This is a genomic window from Variovorax sp. ISS6, assembly GCF_056523145.1.
Genome location: NZ_JAWRZC010000002.1, coordinates 1922495 through 1939351, shown reverse-complemented (window position 1 = coordinate 1939351; position 16857 = coordinate 1922495). Strand labels below are relative to the sequence as shown.

The window sequence follows — 16857 nt, the reverse complement described above, 5'->3', positions numbered from 1 at the left end:
GTCCATGGTCCTGTCTCCTGGTCTGCCGGGTCACTCGCGGATGCGTGTGCCGGTGTGAAGTGGGCGGATCATAAATTTGCATTTCACATGCCGTCGAATTACCATTTCTGATCGATAAATCACTTTTTTTGCTGGCAGGAAACGCGATGGATACGCGGCAGATTCGGGCCTTTCTGGCAATCGCGGACACCGGCAGCGTGACGCGCGCCGCCGAGCTTCTTCATGTGGTGCAGCCCGCGATCTCGCGGCAGCTCAAGCTGCTGGAGGACGACCTCGGCGCACTGCTCTTCGAGCGCAGCCGCGGCGGCATGGTGTTGACGGAGGCGGGCCGCACGCTCGTGGAGTACTCGCGGCGCGCGCTGCGCGAGCTCGACAACGCGAGGTCGGAGATCCAGCCCTCGGGCCCGTCGATCGCGGGCATCGTCCACGTGGGACTGCTGCCGAGCAGCTGCGAGCTGCTGGCCGCGCCGCTGGTGCTGGCACTCAAGGAGCGCTACCCCGGCGTGCAGGTGTCGCTGTCGGTGGGCTACACGGACCATCTCGCGCGCTGGCTCGAGACGGGCGAGCTCGACATGGCGTTGCTGTACGACGCCCCGCAACGGCCGAGCGTGAGTCTCGAGCCCTTGCTCAAGGAGGTGCTGTGCCTCACCGCGCCAGCGGCGCACGGCCTCTCGCTGAAGAAACCCGTGAAGGTCCGCGCGCTGGGCCAGGCACCGCTGGTGCTACCGAGCCGGCCGCACAACCTGCGCGGGCTCGTGGAGCATGCGTGCGCGGTCGCCGACGTGCCGTTCAGGATCGCGGCCGAGACGAATGCGCTGTCGGTCCAGCGCGACCTCGTCGTTCAGGGCGTGGGCTTCTCGGTGCTGCCGGCGGTCGCGATTCGCAGCGAGCTCGAACGCGGCCTGCTGTCGGCCGCCCCGATCGCGGCACCCGAGTTCGCGCGCAGCATCTACCTGGCGCTGCCCACGACGCGGCGTAGCTCCACGGCGGTGCAATGCGTGGTGGGTGAACTCAAGCGTTGCATGGAGGCCGCGGTCGAGAGCGGCGAATGGACCGGGGCGAAATGGATCCGGGCCGCGGGCGAGAACGGGCGGACGTAGTCGCGGTTGCCGCGCCTGCCGCCTGCCCGGCCCTCAGCCTCACCACTTCACGCGAACGCCCACCCCCGCATTGACCGAGCTGCCCACGCGAGCCACGCCACCCGATGCCCACTGCTTGCCGAGCTCGCCATACAGGCTCGTGCGCTGGCTTACCGCCAGCGTGAAGCCTGCCGCCAGCTCGGTGCTCGTGCCGCCGATCGGCGCGCCCACCGGCGTGATCGCCGCCGGGTTCACGAAGCGCGCGACGTCGTTGCCCTTCGAGCTGCGGTAGACGTTCAGGCGCGCATACGGCTGCAGCGTGCCCGCTCCCGTCGCGAAGCTGCCCTTGATCCGCACACCGGCGCGTGCGGTCCAGCTGCTGTCGGCATCCTGCTGCACCAGCGCACCGGGAATCGCCACGTCGTCCAGGCGCAGGCGCTGATGGATCAGCTGCAGCTGCGGCTCCACCGACCAGCCACCGGTGCCCAGCGCGAAGGCCTTGCCGATCTCGATCGAGGCCAGGAAGCTGTTGCCCTTGCCCGTCACGCCCGCGCTCAGCTGCGGCTGCACCGTGTAGCGGTGACGGCCCGCCTGCAGCACCGTGTCGGCATAGAAGCCGTCGTCGCTCGTGAACGTGCCGTACAGGCCCAGGTACTGGCTGCGCAGGTCGTTGCGGCCTGCAGCGCCGTTCAGCAGGCCGCTGCTGAAGCCGCTGACACGCGTGTCGCCTTCGAGCTGGCCGACATAGATGCCCGCGCGCCAGTTCGCATTGGCCCACAGGTCGGTGCCGGCCTGCAGCCCGCTCACGCGGCCCTCGGCATGCGGCGACACGGTGCCGCCCTGGCGGATGTCCATGTCGGTGGAGATCAGGCGGCCCCAGGCTCGGCGGTTGCTGCCGTCCACGCTCTGGCTCGCGCCGCCGCTGCCGCGCACGTCGTCGTCGCCGATGCGCTGGCTCAGGCTCGAGAGCATGGCCAGGTTGCTCTGGCGCAGTTGGTTCGGCAGCGCGGCGAACAGCGAGGCTTCGGCGCGGTAGGTCGGCAGCGAGGCGCCCGGTTCTGCTTCGGTGCGCAGGTACCAGTTCTCGCCCTCGCCGCCCGCATCGCCTGCGTACAGACGGTACTCATAGGCGCCGGCGTCGACTCGGCCGCCCGAGAGCACGAAGGCGTCCTTGCTGGTCTGCGCGGTGGTGGTCGCGCCGTTCTTGGCACTGACCACTTCGATGCCCGCGCCGCTGGTGCGTGCGCCCAGGCCGCCGAGGTTGGTGACCTGCACTGTCGTCTTGCCGCTCGCGCTGGCCGATGCACCGTCGAGCACCAGGCGGTCGGCGATGCCGGGGTTGTCGAGCTTGGCGCCCAGGCGCAGCACGCCGTTGTTGCCGACGTAGGGGCCGGTCAGCGTCAAGGTGGTGCCTGGGACCGTGCCGAGCAGGGAGACCGTGCCCGAGTTGTTCAACCCCGCCATCTTCTGGCTGAAGCCCCCGAGGTCGAGCGTGGCGCCGCTGGCGACCACAGCACTCGATGCTGCGCTGAAGGCATTGGTAGCGCCGGCCCTCAGAGTACCTGCTGCGATGCGGGTCTCGCCGCTGTAGGTCGCGGTGCCTGCGAGCGTGAGCGTGCCTGCGCCGACCTTGACGAGCGAGCCCGTCGTGCCGGTGATGGCGCCCGAGATCGTGTTGTCAGTGCCAAGCGCACCGGTGGTCAGCGCCTTGGTGCCGAGCACCACATCGCCTGCGCCGCCGAGCGAGCCGATGCTCGTGCCCGTGGTCGTCAGGTCGATGCGCACCTGGCCGCCCGCTGCATTGGTCACCGTGGCACCCGCAGCGGTCGCGGTGTCCTGCAGGCTCAAGGTGCCCGCGTTGGCGATCGCGAGCTTGCCCGCATCGGCCTTGCCGCCGAACTGCAGCGTCGCGCCCGATGCAATGCTTGCCGCGCCGCTGCCGAGTGCGCCTGTCACTTCGGTGGCGAGCGTCCCCGCATCCACCAGCGTGCCGCCGCTGTAGCTATTGGCACTGCTCAAGGTCAGCGTGCCCGTGCCGATCTTGCGCAGCTTGCCGGTGCCGCTCATCGTGCCCGCATAGGTACCGGCCGTCTTGCCCTGGTCGAAGGCGACTTCGGCGTTGTTGACGATATTGCCCTGCAGGCTCGTCGCACTGCCCTGCAGCACGCCGCCCTTGACGGTGGTGCCGCCGGTGTAGGTGTTGGTGCCGCCGAGGATCAGCCGGCCGGCATCCTCCTTCGAGATCCCGCCCGTGCCGCTGAGCGCCACATTGAGGGTCGCGGTCATCGCCGCACCCGCGGCCGTCCCATCGCCCACGCGGATCACCGAGTTGGCGTTGTCCACCACGATGCCATCGCCCTGCACCACATAGCCATCGGTGGCGAACTGCGCACCGGCGATGCGCACCGCGCCGCCAGCCGCATCCACCGTCACGGTGCCGGCCTTGCCGCCGAACACCGCGAACTGGTTCTGCGCCCAGTTGGCGTTGACCTTGCCGTCCATGTCGGTCCAGGCATCCATCGAGGGCTGCGGGTTGCCCACGCGCCAAGTGCCGCTGCCACCGGCGATCTGGCCGTCGTTGTACTTGGTGCTGTCGCCGCCGTCCCAGAAGTTCAGCGACAGCCCAGCCTTGTTCACCAGGTTGACCTGGTTCGCCACCGAGGTCTGCACCTGCAGGTCCGCCACCTTCGCGGAGCCCGGCACCGTGCCGATGTCCAGGCCGTTGTCGGTGAAGCTGCCGCCGTAGCTCATGAGCCTGTAGAGGCCCGGGCCGAAGCTGCCGCCAGCCGACTGCGCGATGTTCAAGGTGCCATCGAGTTGCAGGTTGCCGGTGACGTTGATCAGGTCGTTGAGCGCGCCGCCCGGAACACCGGCCTGGCCGAGTTCGTAGTTGAGCGTGGAGCCGCCGGCCAGGGTCAGTGCGCCCAAGGTCAAGGTGCCGGGGCTGTTGCCCGCCGCGAGGATGCCGCCCTTGTCGATAGTGACCGCGCCCGCGATGCTGCCGCTGCCAGCCAACGTCGCGCCCGATTGCACCTGCACCGCGCCCGTACCCGTCGCGCTGCCGCTCTTGTTGTTCACGCTCAGCGTGCCCGCACCGACGGTGGTACCGCCGGTGTAGGTGTTGGCACCAGTGAGCGTGAGCGTGCCGCCGCCCACCTTGACGAGCGAACCGCCCGTCCCGCTGATCGTGCCCGACAGCGTGGTGTTGTCGCCGCTCGCGCCCAGCGTGAGCGCCTTGGCACCGAGCACGAACTCGCCCGCGCCGCTCAGCGAGCCGAAGCTCACGCCGGTGGTCGCCTGGTCGATGCGCACCTGCGCGCCGGCCTGGTTGAGCACCGTGGCCTTGTCGGCCGTCGCGTCGCCCGCGAAGGCCAGCACGCCGCCCGCTGCGTTGGTGATGGTCGACGCACCCGCGCTCGCCTTGTCCTGGAAGCGCACCGTGCCCTGGTTGCCAATGGCCGCAGTGCCGGCATCGAAGCCGCCACCCAGTTGCAACGTAGCGCCCGAAGCCACGCTCGCCGCGCCGCTGCCCAACGCTCCGGTCACGTCGGTGGCCAGCGTGCCGGCGTCGACGGAGGTACCGCCGGCGTAGCTGTTGGCGCTGCTCAACGTCAGCGTGCCCGCGCCGATCTTGCGCAGCTTGCCACTGCCGCTCATCGTGCCCGCATAGTTGCCGGTCTTGGCCTGGTCGAACACGACCTCGGCGTCGTTGACGATGCCGCCCTGCAGGCTCGCCGTGTTGCCTTGCAGCACGCCGGCCTTGACCGTGGTGCCGCCGGTATAGGTGTTGGTTCCGCCGAGGATCAGGCGACCCACGTCGTCCTTCACCATGCCACCCGCGCCGGTCAGCGCGACATTCACCGTGGCCGTGCGATCGACGTCCGTTCCCGAGCCATCACCCACGCGCACCACCGTGCCCGAAGCACCGAGCTCGATCGCATCGCCCTGCAGCACATAGCCATCGGCCGCGAACTGCGCGCCGTTGATGCGCACCGTGCCGCCCGCATTGCTGACCGTGACCGTGCCGCCCGTGCCGCTGAACACCGCGAACTGGTCCTGTGCCCAGGCCGCGTTGATCTTGCCGTCCGCACCGGTCCAGCCGTCGCCCGGCACGCCCACGCGCCAGGTGCCCGTGCCACCCGCGATCTTGCCGTCGTTGTACTTGGTGTTGTCGCCGCCATCCCAGAAGTTCAGCGACAGACCCGTACGGTTCACCAGATTGACCTGCTGCGCCACCGAGGTCTGCACCTGCAGGTCCTTCGCCGCGACCGGCGCGCTGCCGATGTCCAGGCCGTTGTCGGTCAGGCTGCCGGTGTAGTCGATGAGGCGATAGATACCCGCGCCGAACACGCCGCCCTTCGATTGCGCCACGTTGAGCGTGCCGTCGAGTTGCAGATTGCCATTGACCTGCACACGGTCGTTGAGTGCGCCACCGGCCGTATTGGCCTGGCCCAGGTCGTAGTTGAGCACCGAGCCTTCGGCGAGGTTCAGGCCGCCCAACGTCAGCGTGCCGACGCCTGCGTTGCCCGCCGACAGCACGCCGCCCTTGGCGATGCTGACCGCGCCTGCGACGCTGCCATTGCCCGCCAGGGTTGCACCGCCCTGTACTTGGACGGCACCAGTACCCGTGGCGCTACCGCTCGCGTTGTTCACGGCCAGCGTGCCCGCAGCCACCGTGGTACCGCCGGTGTAGGTGTTGGCACCACTCAGCTCGAGCGTGCCGCTGCCCACCTTGACGACCGAACCACCGGCACCGCTGATCGTCCCCGACACCGTCGTGCTGGTGTTCAGTCCACCCGTTGTCAGCGCCTTCGCGCCCAGCAGCACGTTGCCCGCGCCTTCGAGCGAGCCGATGCCCACGCCCGCGTTCGTCAGGTTGCTGATGCGCAGCCGCGCCCCCGCGTTGTTCACCACCGTCGCCTGGTCCGCGCTCACGCGGTCGAACAGGTCGATCAAGCCGCCGCTCTCGTTGACCAGGCGTGCCTGGCCCGCGCTTGCATCGTCGAGCAGGTTGATCTGCCCGCCATCGAAGTTGGTGATCTGCGCCTTGCCTGCGTTCGCGTCGAACCACAGGGTGGTGATGCCGCCGCGGTTCTCGATCACGGCATTGCCCGCGCTCGAGGTACCGCGGAACTCGACCGTGGCGTCCTTGTTCGCCGTGATGGTCGCGCTGCCGGCAGAGCTGCTGTCGCTGAAGGCCAGGAAGCCGCCGTTGTCGGTCGGCGCACTGCCGCGCTGTGCCACGGTGATCGCGAGCTTGCCCGCGTCGGCCTTGTTGGTGAAGACCAGCGAGGCATTGCCCGCGACCGACACCGGGCCCGTGCCCAGCGCGCCCGTGACCAATGCCTCGACCGAGCCGATCGCCACTTCGGTGCCGCCCGCGTAGCCGTTGGCCGCGCCGAGTTGCAGGGTGCCCAGACCAGTCTTGCGCAGGCCGCCCGTGCCGCCGACCGTGCCATTGAGCGCCACGGTGCGGATCAGGTCGATGTCGAAGGTGTTGACACCCGCGCCCAGGCTCACGGCGCGCGTGCTCGCGGTGTCGCCGGTCACGTGCAAGGTGGTTCCTTCCAATGCGAGGCCGCCCGTGGCCGCGCCGAGGTTGGCGTCCGACGCGATCTGCAGGATGCCGCCCTTGACGGTGGTGCCGCCGCTGTAGCCGTTGCTGCCCTCGAGCACCAGGGTGCCCAGGTCCTCCTTGACCAGGCCGCCGGTGCCGTTGAGTGCCGAGGCGATGGTCGCGGTCATGCCCGCGCCGGCCGCGGTGCCGTCGCCCACGCGCACGGTGGTGGCCGCGTTGCCGAGTTGGATCGCGTCGCCCTGCACGCGGTAGCCGTCGGTGGCGAACTGCGCGCCGGTGATGCGCACGGTGCCGTTGCCGCCGTCCACGCTGACGATGCTGGCGGTGCCGCTGAAGACGGCGAACTGGTCCTGCACCCAGGCGGCGTTGATCTTGCCGTCGGCGCCAGTCCAGCCGTCGCCCGGCACGCCCACGCGCCAGGTGCCCGATCCGCCGGCGATCTGGCCGTCGTTGTACTTGCTCGCGTCGCCGCCGTCCCAGAAGTTCAGCGACAGGCCCGCGCGGTTCACGAGGTTGACCTGCTTGGCCACCGAGGTCTGCACCTGCAGATCGGCCTTGGCGCCCGGTGCGCTGCCGATGTCCAGGCCGGCGTCGATCAGGCCGCCGGTGTAGCTGATGAGCCGGTACAGGCCCGCGCCGAAGCTGCCACCCGTGGACTGCGCGACGTTGAGCGTGCCGTCCAGGCGCAGGTCGCCATTGACGTTGACGAGGTCGTTGAGCGGACCGCCCACGGTGTTGGCCTGGCCGAGCTGGTAGTTCAGCACGGCGCCGTCGGCGAGGCTCAGGCCGCCCACCGTCAAGGTGCCGGGGCCGCCATTGCCGGCCGACAGCACGCCACCCTTGGCAATGCTGACCGCGCCCGCGATGCTGCCGCTGCCCGCGAGCGTGGCGCCGGACTGCACCTGGACCGCGCCCGTGCCCGTGGCGCTGCCGAGCGGGTTGTTCACGGCGAGCGTGCCCGCCGCGACGGTGGTGCCGCCGGTGTAGGTGTTGGCGCCGCTCAGCGTGAGCGTGCCGCTGCCCACCTTGACGATGGACCCGCCCGTGCCCGAGCCCGGCTGCGTGAACACGCTGCCCTTGTCGCTCACGGTGCCCCAGAGGGTGTCGGTGGTGTTCAGCCCGCCCACGGTGAGCTGCGTGGCGCCGAGCACCACGTTGCCCGCGCCCAAGAGCGAACCCAGTTCGACGCCGGTCTTGGCGGTCGAGCCCGACACGTCGACCACGCCGCCCGCGGCGTTGCTGACCGTGGCTCCCGCGCCCGAGCTGCTGTCGGCGAAGCGCACGAGGCCGCCGAAGGCATTGCTGATCTGCGCGCTGCCCGCCGTGGCGGTGCCGCCGAAGCCCAGCAGGCTCTTGGCGCCGTTGGCGATGGTCGCCGACCCGGCGCTGGCGTTCTCGAAGAAGCTGATCGAGCCGCCGGCATTCGTGATGCTCGACGTGCCCGCGCTCGTGTTGCCGCTGAACTGCACCGAGTTCGCGCCGACCATCTGCCAGGTCGCGCCATTGAGCGTGATCTTCGAGTTCGCGGCCGTGGCGTTCTGCGAGAACAGCAGCATGTTGCCGGCGTCCGCGCTCAAGGCGCGGCCCACGGTGTAGTCGTTGCCGCCCGCGCTCGCCGTGCCGGTGTACAGCAGCAGCGTGCCGTTGCCCTGCTGGCGCACCGCGCCGCTGCCGAGCACGCCGCTCGCGGTGGTGGTGATGCTCGCGCCGTCCTGCAGCAGCGTACCGCCGCTGTAGCTGTTGGCCGTCACCAGGCCCAGGGTGCCGCCCTTGCCGGTGACGGTGAGCAGGCCCGTGCCGCTGACGAGGCCGCCCACGCCGAAGACGCTGTTGCCCAGGTCGATGGTGGCGCCGCCCGCGCCGAGCGCGAGCGCGCGCATGCTGAAGAACGGGGTGGAACCGGCCGCGATGCGCAAGGTGGCGCCATCGATCGCGAGCCCCGTGCCGAACGCGCCGAGGTTGTTGTCGGCCGCGATCTGCAGGATGCCGCCCTTGATGGTCGTGCCGCCGGTGTAGCTGTTGTTGCCGCTGAGCACCAGCGTGCCGCCGTCGTCCTTGACCAGTCCGCCCGCGCCGCCAATCGATGCGGCGATGGTCGCGGTCATGCCCGCGCTGGCATTGGTGCCGTCGCCCACGCGCACCACCGTCTGCGGGGCGCTGATCGTGAGCGGGTCGCCGTTGATCGTGTAGCCGTCGACCGCGAACTGCGCGCCGCCCAGGCGCACCGCGCCGCCCGTGCCTTTGTTGTCCACCGTGACGGTGCCGGCGGTGCCGCTGAAGATCGCGAAGCCGTCCTGCACCCAGGTGCCGTTGGCCAGGCCGTTGGCATCGGTCCAGTTGTCGCCGGGACTGCCCGCGCGCCAGGTGCCCGTGCCGCCCGCGATCTTGCCGTCGTTGAAGTTCGCGCTGTTGCCGCCGTCCCAGAGGTTGAGCACGAGGCCGTCGCTGTTGATCAGGTTGACCTGGTTCGCCACCGAGGTCTGCACCGCGAGCTTGTTCGTGGGTGCCGTGCCGATGTCCAGGCCGTTGTCGGTCAGCGTGCCGGTGTAGTTGATGAGGCGATACAGCCCCGCGCCGAACTTGCCGCCCGCGGTCTCGCTCACGTTGAGCGTGCCGTCGAGCTGCAGGTTGCCGTTGACGTTGATCAGGTCGTTGAGCGCGCCGCCCGCCACGCCGGCCTGGCCGAGCTGGTAGTTCAGCACGGAACCGGCCGCGAGGCTCAGGCTGCCGAGCGTGAGCGTGCCGGCGCCTGCGTTGCCTGCGGACAGCACGCCGCCCTTGGCGACCGTGACCGCGCCCGCGATGCTGCCGCTGCCCGCGAGCGTGGCGCCCGCTTGTACTTGCACAGCACCAGTACCCGTCGCGCTGCCGCTCGCGTTGTTCACGGCCAGCGCGCCCGCGGCGATGGTGGTGCCACCGGTATAGGTATTGGCCCCCGTGAGCGACAGCGTGCCGCTGCCCACCTTGACGACCGAACCGCCCGCACCGCTGATCGTGCCCGACACCGTCGTGCTGGTGTTCAGCCCGCCCGTGGTCAGCGCCTTCGCGCCGAGGAACACGTCACCCGCGCCTTCGAGCGAGCCGATGCCCACACCCGCATTGGTGAGGCTGATGATGCGCAGTTTCCCGCCCGCGTTGTTCACCACCGTCGCCTGGTCCGCGCTCACGCGATCGGCCAGGTTGATCACCCCGCCGCTCTCGTTGACCAGGCGTGCCTGGCCCGCGCTCGCATCGTCGAGCAGGTCGACGCGACCGCCCGCGAAGTTCGTGATCTGCGCCTTGCCGCCATCCGCGTTGAACCACAGCGTGGTCGAGCCGCCCCGGTTCTCGATCACCGAGTTGCCCGCGCTCGATGTGCCGCGGAACTCGACCGTGGCGTCCTTGTTCGCCGTGATGGTCGCGCTGCCGGCAGAGCTGCTGTCGCTGAAGGCCAGGAAGCCGCCGTTGTCGGTCGGCGCACCGCCGCGCTGTGCCACGGTGATCGCGAGCTTGCCCGCATCGGCCTTGTTGGTGAAGGCCAGCGAGGCATGGCCCGCCACCGACACCGGGCCCGTGCCCAGCGCATCGGTGACCTGTGCCTCGACCGAGCCCGCGGCGACATCGGTGCCGCCCACGTAGGCATTGGCCGCACCGAGCTGCAGGGTGCCCGCGCCGGTCTTGCGCAGGCTGCCCGCGCCGCTGACCGTGCCGTTCAGCGCGACCGTCCGGTCGATGTCGAAGCTGTTGACGCCCGCGCCCAGGCTCACGGCGCGCGTGCTCGTGGTGTCGCCGGTCACGTGCAAAGTGGCGCCTTCGAGCGCGAGACCACCGGTGGCCGCGCCGAGGTTGGCGTCCGATGCGATCTGCAGGATGCCGCCCTTGACGGTGGTGCCGCCGCTGTAGCCGTTGCCGCCCTCGAGCACCAGGGTGCCCAGATCGTCCTTGACCAGGCCGCCGGTGCCGGTGATGTCGGACGCGATGGTCGCGGTCATGCCAGCGCCCGCGGCGGTGCCGTCGCCCACGCGCACCGTCGTGGCCGGAGCGCCGATCGTGAACGCATCGCCGTTGACCGTGTAGCCGTCGACCGCGAACTGCGCGCCACCGATGCGCACCGCGCCACCCGTGCCCTTGTTGTCCACCGTGACCGTGCCGGCGGCGCCGCTGAAGATGGCGACACCGTCCTGCTGCCAACCGCCATTGAGCGTGCCGTCGACGCCGGTCCAGTTCGCGGTCGAACCGCCCGCGCGCCAGGTGCCGCTGCCGCCCGCGACCTTGCCGTCGTTGAAGTTCGCCGGATCGGCGCCGTCCCACAGCGTGAGCGTCACGCCTTCGCTGTTGATCAGGTTGACCTGCTTGGCCACCGCGGTCTGCACCTGCAGGTTCTTCGCATCGGTCGGCGCGCTGCCGATCTCCAGGCCGTTGTCGGTCAACGTGCCGGTGTAGTCGATCAGGCGATAGAGCCCGGCCCCGAACTTGCCGCCCTGCGATTGCGTCACGTTGAGTGTGCCGTCGAGCTGCAGGTTGCCGTTGACGCTGATCAGGTCGTTGAGCGCGCCGCCCGCCACGCCGGCCTGGCCCAGTTCGTAGTTCAGCACGGAGCCGGCTGAGAGGTTCAGGCCGCCGACAGTCAGCGTGCCGGCGCCGCCATTGCCCGCCGACAGCACGCCGCCGTCGGCCACCGTGACCGCCCCCGCGATGCTGCCGCTGCCCGCGAGCGTCGCGCCGGCCTGGACCTGCACCGCACCCGTGCCGGTCGCGCTGCCGCTCTTGTTGTTCACGCTCAACGTGCCCGCGGCCACCGTCGTGCCGCCCGCATAGGTGCTGGCGCCGGTGAGATCGAGGCTGCCGCTGCCAGCCTGCGCCAGGCTGCCGGACCCGCCGATGCTGCCGACGAAGCTCACGGCGTCGGAACGATCGAAGGCCAGCTCGCCGTTGGCGACCACGTCGCCCGAGATGCTGCCCGCCGTGCCGCCGTTGCCGATCTGCAGCCGGGTGCCCGCGGCAATCGTGGTCGTGCCGCCGGGGACCCTCGTCGTCAACGAGCCCGTGACCACCGCGCCCTTGCTCACGTCGAACGAGAGATTGTCGGCGGCCACCTTGCCGGTGATGCTCAGTGCCCGTCCATTGGCAAAGCTGAAGCCGCCGGTTCCGGGGACGCTGCCGGCGTCGAAATCGCCCAGGGTCGCGACCATGTTGGCGCCGGTCAGGTTGACGACGCCCACGGCGCTGCCGCTCAGGGTGTCGGCGACGATCGCGCCGGAACTCGTCTGCCCGATCGCGCCGGTCGAGAACAACACCGTGTCGGTTGCGCTCACCGTGCCGGAGATCGACAGGTTGCTTCCCATCAGGTAGGTGCTGGCACCGCCGTCCACCTTGCCCGTGACGTTCAGCTGGAGACCGCTCTTCACGGTCAGGCCCTGCGCGCTGAAGTCGCCGAGCGTGCCGATCTGGTTGGCCTCGTTGGAGAGCGCGACCGCGCCCGCGGCACTGCCGGTCAGCGTGCCCGCGGTGATCGTGCCGCTGGACTGCGCGATGCCCTGGCTGCTGTTCAGGCTCAGGGTGCCGGCCGTCTCGACATCGGCGGCCAATGCAATGCCATCGCGCCCGCCCAGCGTGACGTTGCCGCCGCGCACGGTGTTGCTGATGCCCAGTTGCCCGCCTTCCGCGGCGAGGACCACGTTGCCGGTGCCGGCATCGATGGCCTGGCTCGGCAGCACGAGCTGGCCGCCCGCGACCACCGAGACGCTGCCATTCGTGCCGTTGGCCAGCGAAGACACGGTGAGGTCGTTGCGGTCGCGGATGGCAATGCTGCTGCCCTGCAGGCTGACCGCGGCACCGAAGTCGTTGTTCGCATCGGTCAGCGCGATGGCGCCCGTCGCGTCGAAGCTGCTGGTGCCGACGACCGACAGCGCACCGGTCTGCGTGATCGCGCCGCCGCTCGTGAGGCCCAGCGTGCCGCCGACCGCGCCGGCGCTCAGCGTCAGGCCCGAGGCAGCGACGATCGAGGTGTTGCCGCCGGTGATGCCCAATGCGCCGCCGAAGCTGTTGCCCCCTTGCGTCAGCGTGATGGTGCCCGTGCCTGCATTCAGCATGGTGGTGCCGGCGACCGCCAGCGGGCCGGACTGAACGATGGTGCCGTTGTTGCTCGTGGCATTGATCGAGGCGGCGCTTCCCTGGCCGAGCGAGAGCGCCCCATTGCTGGTTGCGGTGAGGTCGCCCGTTGCGAGGTTGCCCAGCGTCAATGCGTTCGCGTCGGTGATCTCCGTCGTGCCGCCGGTCAGATGCACCACGCTGCCGAAGTCGTTGCCCGTGCTGTTGAGCGTGATGGCGCCAGTGCCCGCCGCGGCGGAGATGGTGGTCGTGCCAGCGACACTGATCGCCCCGCCCTGGACGACGGCACCGCTCGTGCTGGTGGCATCGATCGATGCGGCACTGCCTTGCCCGAGCGACAGCGCGCCGCCGCTCACGGCGGTCAGCGCGCCGGTCGCGATGTTGCCCAGCGTCAGGGAATTGGCGGCATTGATCTGCGTGGCGCCGCCCGCGAGGTTGACGAAGCCGCGGAAGTCGTTGGCCGTGTTCGTGAGCGAGATCGCGCCACCGTTCGCTTCGATACTCAGCGCCGCGCCAGCGTCGATGGCGCCGCTCAGAGCGATGGCGGAGCCCGAGCTCGTGATGCTCCCCGTGTTGGCCATGACCACCACGCTGCGCGCGCTCGTCAGATCGCCGGTCGCTGAGAGCGTACCGCCGTCGAGCACGAGCCGGCCGAGGCCCAGGTTGGCATCGCTGGCGACCTGCAGCACGCCATTGCGAACGACCGAGTCGCCCGTGTACACGTTGTTGCCGCTGAGCACCAGCGTGGCGCCGCTTGTTTGCGTGAGGTCCCCGCCACCCGAGATCACGCCCGAGAGTTGCAGGCTGTTCGCGCCCGTGAAGGTCAGCCCGCCGGCGCCGAGAACGACGTCGTTGGCGAGCGAGAGACCGGGTACCGCGGCTCCCAACGCCCCGCCGTTCGAAGTGACCGTGCCCTTGCCCAGCGACAGCGCGTTGTCGATCACCGCGGTTGCGCCCGATCCCAGCGTGGCCTGCGTGGCACCCGACACGCCGTTCAGCGTCCAGCTTCCGCTCTGGACATCGAGCTGGTTGAAGTTCAGATATTTGATGTTCGAGATGGTGCCCGTGAGCGAGGTGCCCTGTTGCAGGCGCAGCGTGTTGTTGCCGCCCAAGCCGCCGTCGACCATGCCCGCGGCGGCGAAATTGACCGTGACGGCGCCGATGCCCAGGTTGGTCGCCAGTGCAGTTCCCCCTGCCGCATTGACCGACGAGTCGGTCGTCGCCACGAACAGGTTGGTGCTGTTGGCGCCGAGGGAGACGCTGCCATTCACGGTGCCCGAATTGGTGAAGGTATTGCCCCCGGCCGAGGAGCCCAATCCGACGCGCCCGGTGATGGTGCCGGAGTTGTCCACGTTCACCCGACCGCCGCCATAGCCCACCATCACCCCTGCGTCGGGAGCGCTCAAGGTTGCCCCGAAGATGGGGGCCGTGGACATCGTGCCCGTGTTGGTGATGTTCGAGGTGCCCCCGGCCCCGTTCTGAATCGCCAGCGCCATCCCGGTCAGCCCCACCGACAGGCCCCGGGTCCCGCCGAGGATGCCGTTGTTGGTCACGGTCTGCGTGCTTCCCGCCGCGTTGCCCATGACCACACCCGACGACAACACGCCCAGGCCCGAGCCCAGGAGGGTCGGATCGATTCGGCCGTTGTTGGTCAGCGTGTCGTTGGAGCCCGTGAGCGTCATCGCATTGCCGCCCACGCCCAGGAGCACGCCCACGCTGCCGCCCGGGTTCACCGTCACGTTCAGGTTGTTGCTGCCATTGGCGTAGCTCGGCGCCAGCGGGTTGGCCGCGCCGCTGCAGCTCACGTTCGAGCCTGCTGTCGTGCATGCCGCCTGAGCGGGGAAGAAGCTCGTAGCGAACAGGGCGACCGCCGCGCCCGCAACGGCGGTCGATACGCTGCGCTTGCCGCGGGAACGGGTCGTTTCCGGTACGGCGACCCAACTGCCCGTGGCTGCATTCCAGAGGCTTCTGAAGGCGATGTTCATGGGGATGTCTCGATGTCTTGTTGACGGTTAGAACGTTTTGACACAATTATGAATTGCAGCGCAATGTTTCCTAACTGTTAATTCAGCTTTTGGTCAGTCTTGAGCTCGGGCCGTTGCGAAGAGAGAACAGTCCAGCCTCCCCGGTCGGAACGGGACACGCTCTCGCCGGCAGCACTTTCCAAGGCGCGCGACCGCAGTTTTTTCCAAGCCGCGGCGTCCCGCCGTTCCTAAGCTCTGGCCACCTTCGTCCAACCGCCATAGCCCATGCCATCCCAACTCGACCTTTTCCACCGCCTGCATTCGGGCCCCGCGCCCCTGATCCTCGTGAACGCCTGGGACGCCGCCAGCGCCCGCGTCATCGAGCGCGCCGGCGCGAGCGCCATCGCCACCACCAGCGCGGGCATCGCGTGGTCGCTCGGCTACGCGGACGGCGAACGGATGCCCGCCGACGAACTGATCGCGGCCTGCGCGCGCATCTGCCGCGTGGCGCGCGTGCCGGTCAGCGTGGACCTCGAACGCGGCTACTGCGACAGCACGCAGGCCGTGCGCGACGTGGCGGCCGCGCTCATCGACCTGGGCGTGGCCGGCATCAACATCGAGGACGGCACGCGGTCCGGCACGCGCGAGCTGGCGCCGCCCGAAATGCTGTGCGAGCGCATCGCCGCGATCCGTGCGCTCGATGCGCGCTTCTTCATCAATGCGCGCACCGACACGCACATCGTTCCCTGGGATGACCCGGCGGCGCGCTTCGAGGAAACGCTGCGCCGCGCCACGCTTTGCGCGGCGGCGGGCGCGGACGGCATCTTCGTGCCCGGCCTGTCGAGCCCCGAGGAAATCGAAGGCCTGTCCCGCGCGGTGGCCCTGCCGGTGAACGTGTACGCGGGCTATGCCGGCGCGCCCCCGGCCGAGAGCTTCGCGCGGGCTGGCGCGCGTCGCATCAGCCTCGGCTGCGGCCCGCTGCAGGCGGCGCTGGGCCTGGTGGGCCGGCTCGCGAGCGAGGCCTTGGCGCACGGCCGCTTCGATGCGATGGACGAACGCATGCTGTCGGTCGGCGAGCTCAACGCGCTCTTTTCACCCGCCGCATGAAAATTCAGTTTTCATTAATGCGAATCACTCTCATTTAGTGCTATAGTCGAGCCAAGTCACCAACCAGCTTCATTCCGAAGCGACCACCGCCACCATGCAAGCTCTCCTCTCTCCAGGAAGCCAACCGTCCCCGTCGGGACTGCCGAGCCAACGTCCGACCCTGCGCGTGCGCCGCGCGGCCGCGCCGCAGCCCGTCGACGTGACGGCCGAGGCCTTCGTGCACGCGCCGGTGCTCGCGGACGAAGTCGCCCGTGAAGCCGCCGCGCAGGCGACGGCCAGCCTCGATAGCGCCGCGCTGCTGCGCGGCCAGAAGGTGGTCGAGATCTCGCACAACGGATTCGTGTACAGGCTGCAGGCCACCAAGCTGGGCAAGCTCATCCTGACCAAGTAGTTTCAGTTTCATCGTGGGGCGACTCCGAGACTCAACGGTCTCCAAGGGTCGTTTTTTGCTAGCCATCGGTTCACCGGCCAGCCATGCATTTTTTTCCCACGCCGACGAACATCGACCGGACGCACGCGCATGGACGAGCACGCCGCCGCTCCCGACCTGAAGCAGACCGGGCTCAAGGCCACCCTGCCCCGCCTGAAGGTGCTGGACCTGTTCCGCACCAGCAAGCAGCGGCACATGGCGGCGGAAGACGTCTACCGCCAGCTGGTGGCCGAGCAGACCGACCTCGGCCTGGCCACCGTCTACCGCGTGCTGGCCCAGTTCGAGCAGACGGGGCTGCTCAAGAAGAGCCAGCTCGGCAACAACAAGGCCGTCTACGAACTCAACGACCGTGAGCGCCACCACGGCCACCTGGTGTGCACCAAGACCGGCGACGTGCTCGAGTTCTTCGACCCCGAGATCGAGAACCGCCTGAAGGTCATCGCGGCGGAGCTGGGCTACGAGCTCTCCGACTACGTGGTCACGGCCTTCGGCGCGCGGCGCTAGCGACCATGCGTGATCGAGCGGCGAGATGCCAGGCCCCGAGGCGGGCCCGGCCCGTCGTTCCGCTCTCCCAAACTCGGATCCACGGCACGGCCACTCGCTCCCGCG

At 69.6% G+C, this 16857-nt stretch carries 5 protein-coding genes; 4 read left to right on the top strand and 1 reads right to left on the bottom strand.

Going from position 1 to position 16857, the window contains the following annotated elements:
- Positions 1-146 precede the first annotated feature (146 nt).
- Complete coding sequence (locus tag AC1HIL_RS40710) at positions 147-1100, top strand: LysR family transcriptional regulator (RefSeq protein WP_057597802.1); 954 nt, start codon at positions 147-149, stop codon at positions 1098-1100.
- A gap of 39 nt (positions 1101-1139) precedes the next feature.
- On the opposite strand, the gene AC1HIL_RS40705 is transcribed toward AC1HIL_RS40710, so the two are convergent.
- Positions 1140-14732, bottom strand: coding sequence for an autotransporter-associated beta strand repeat-containing protein (locus AC1HIL_RS40705; protein ID WP_479669318.1), 13593 nt, complete (start codon positions 14730-14732; stop codon positions 1140-1142).
- A gap of 264 nt (positions 14733-14996) precedes the next feature.
- On the opposite strand from AC1HIL_RS40705, the gene AC1HIL_RS40700 reads away from it, so the two are divergent.
- The 3 genes from AC1HIL_RS40700 to AC1HIL_RS40690 all read left to right on the top strand — a co-directional run bounded on the left by AC1HIL_RS40700 (position 14997) and on the right by AC1HIL_RS40690 (position 16752).
- A complete protein-coding gene (locus AC1HIL_RS40700) occupies positions 14997-15818 on the top strand; it encodes an isocitrate lyase/PEP mutase family protein (protein ID WP_479669319.1) in 822 nt (273 codons plus the stop codon).
- A 229-nt stretch (positions 15819-16047) separates the two neighbouring features.
- Positions 16048-16209: a hemin uptake protein HemP gene (gene hemP, locus AC1HIL_RS40695; protein WP_261211258.1), complete on the top strand. Its 162-nt coding sequence runs from the start codon at positions 16048-16050 to the stop codon at positions 16207-16209.
- A 129-nt stretch (positions 16210-16338) separates the two neighbouring features.
- Positions 16339-16752, top strand: coding sequence for a ferric uptake regulation protein (locus tag AC1HIL_RS40690; RefSeq protein ID WP_057594672.1), 414 nt, complete (start codon positions 16339-16341; stop codon positions 16750-16752).
- The last annotated feature ends 105 nt before the right edge of the window (positions 16753-16857 follow it).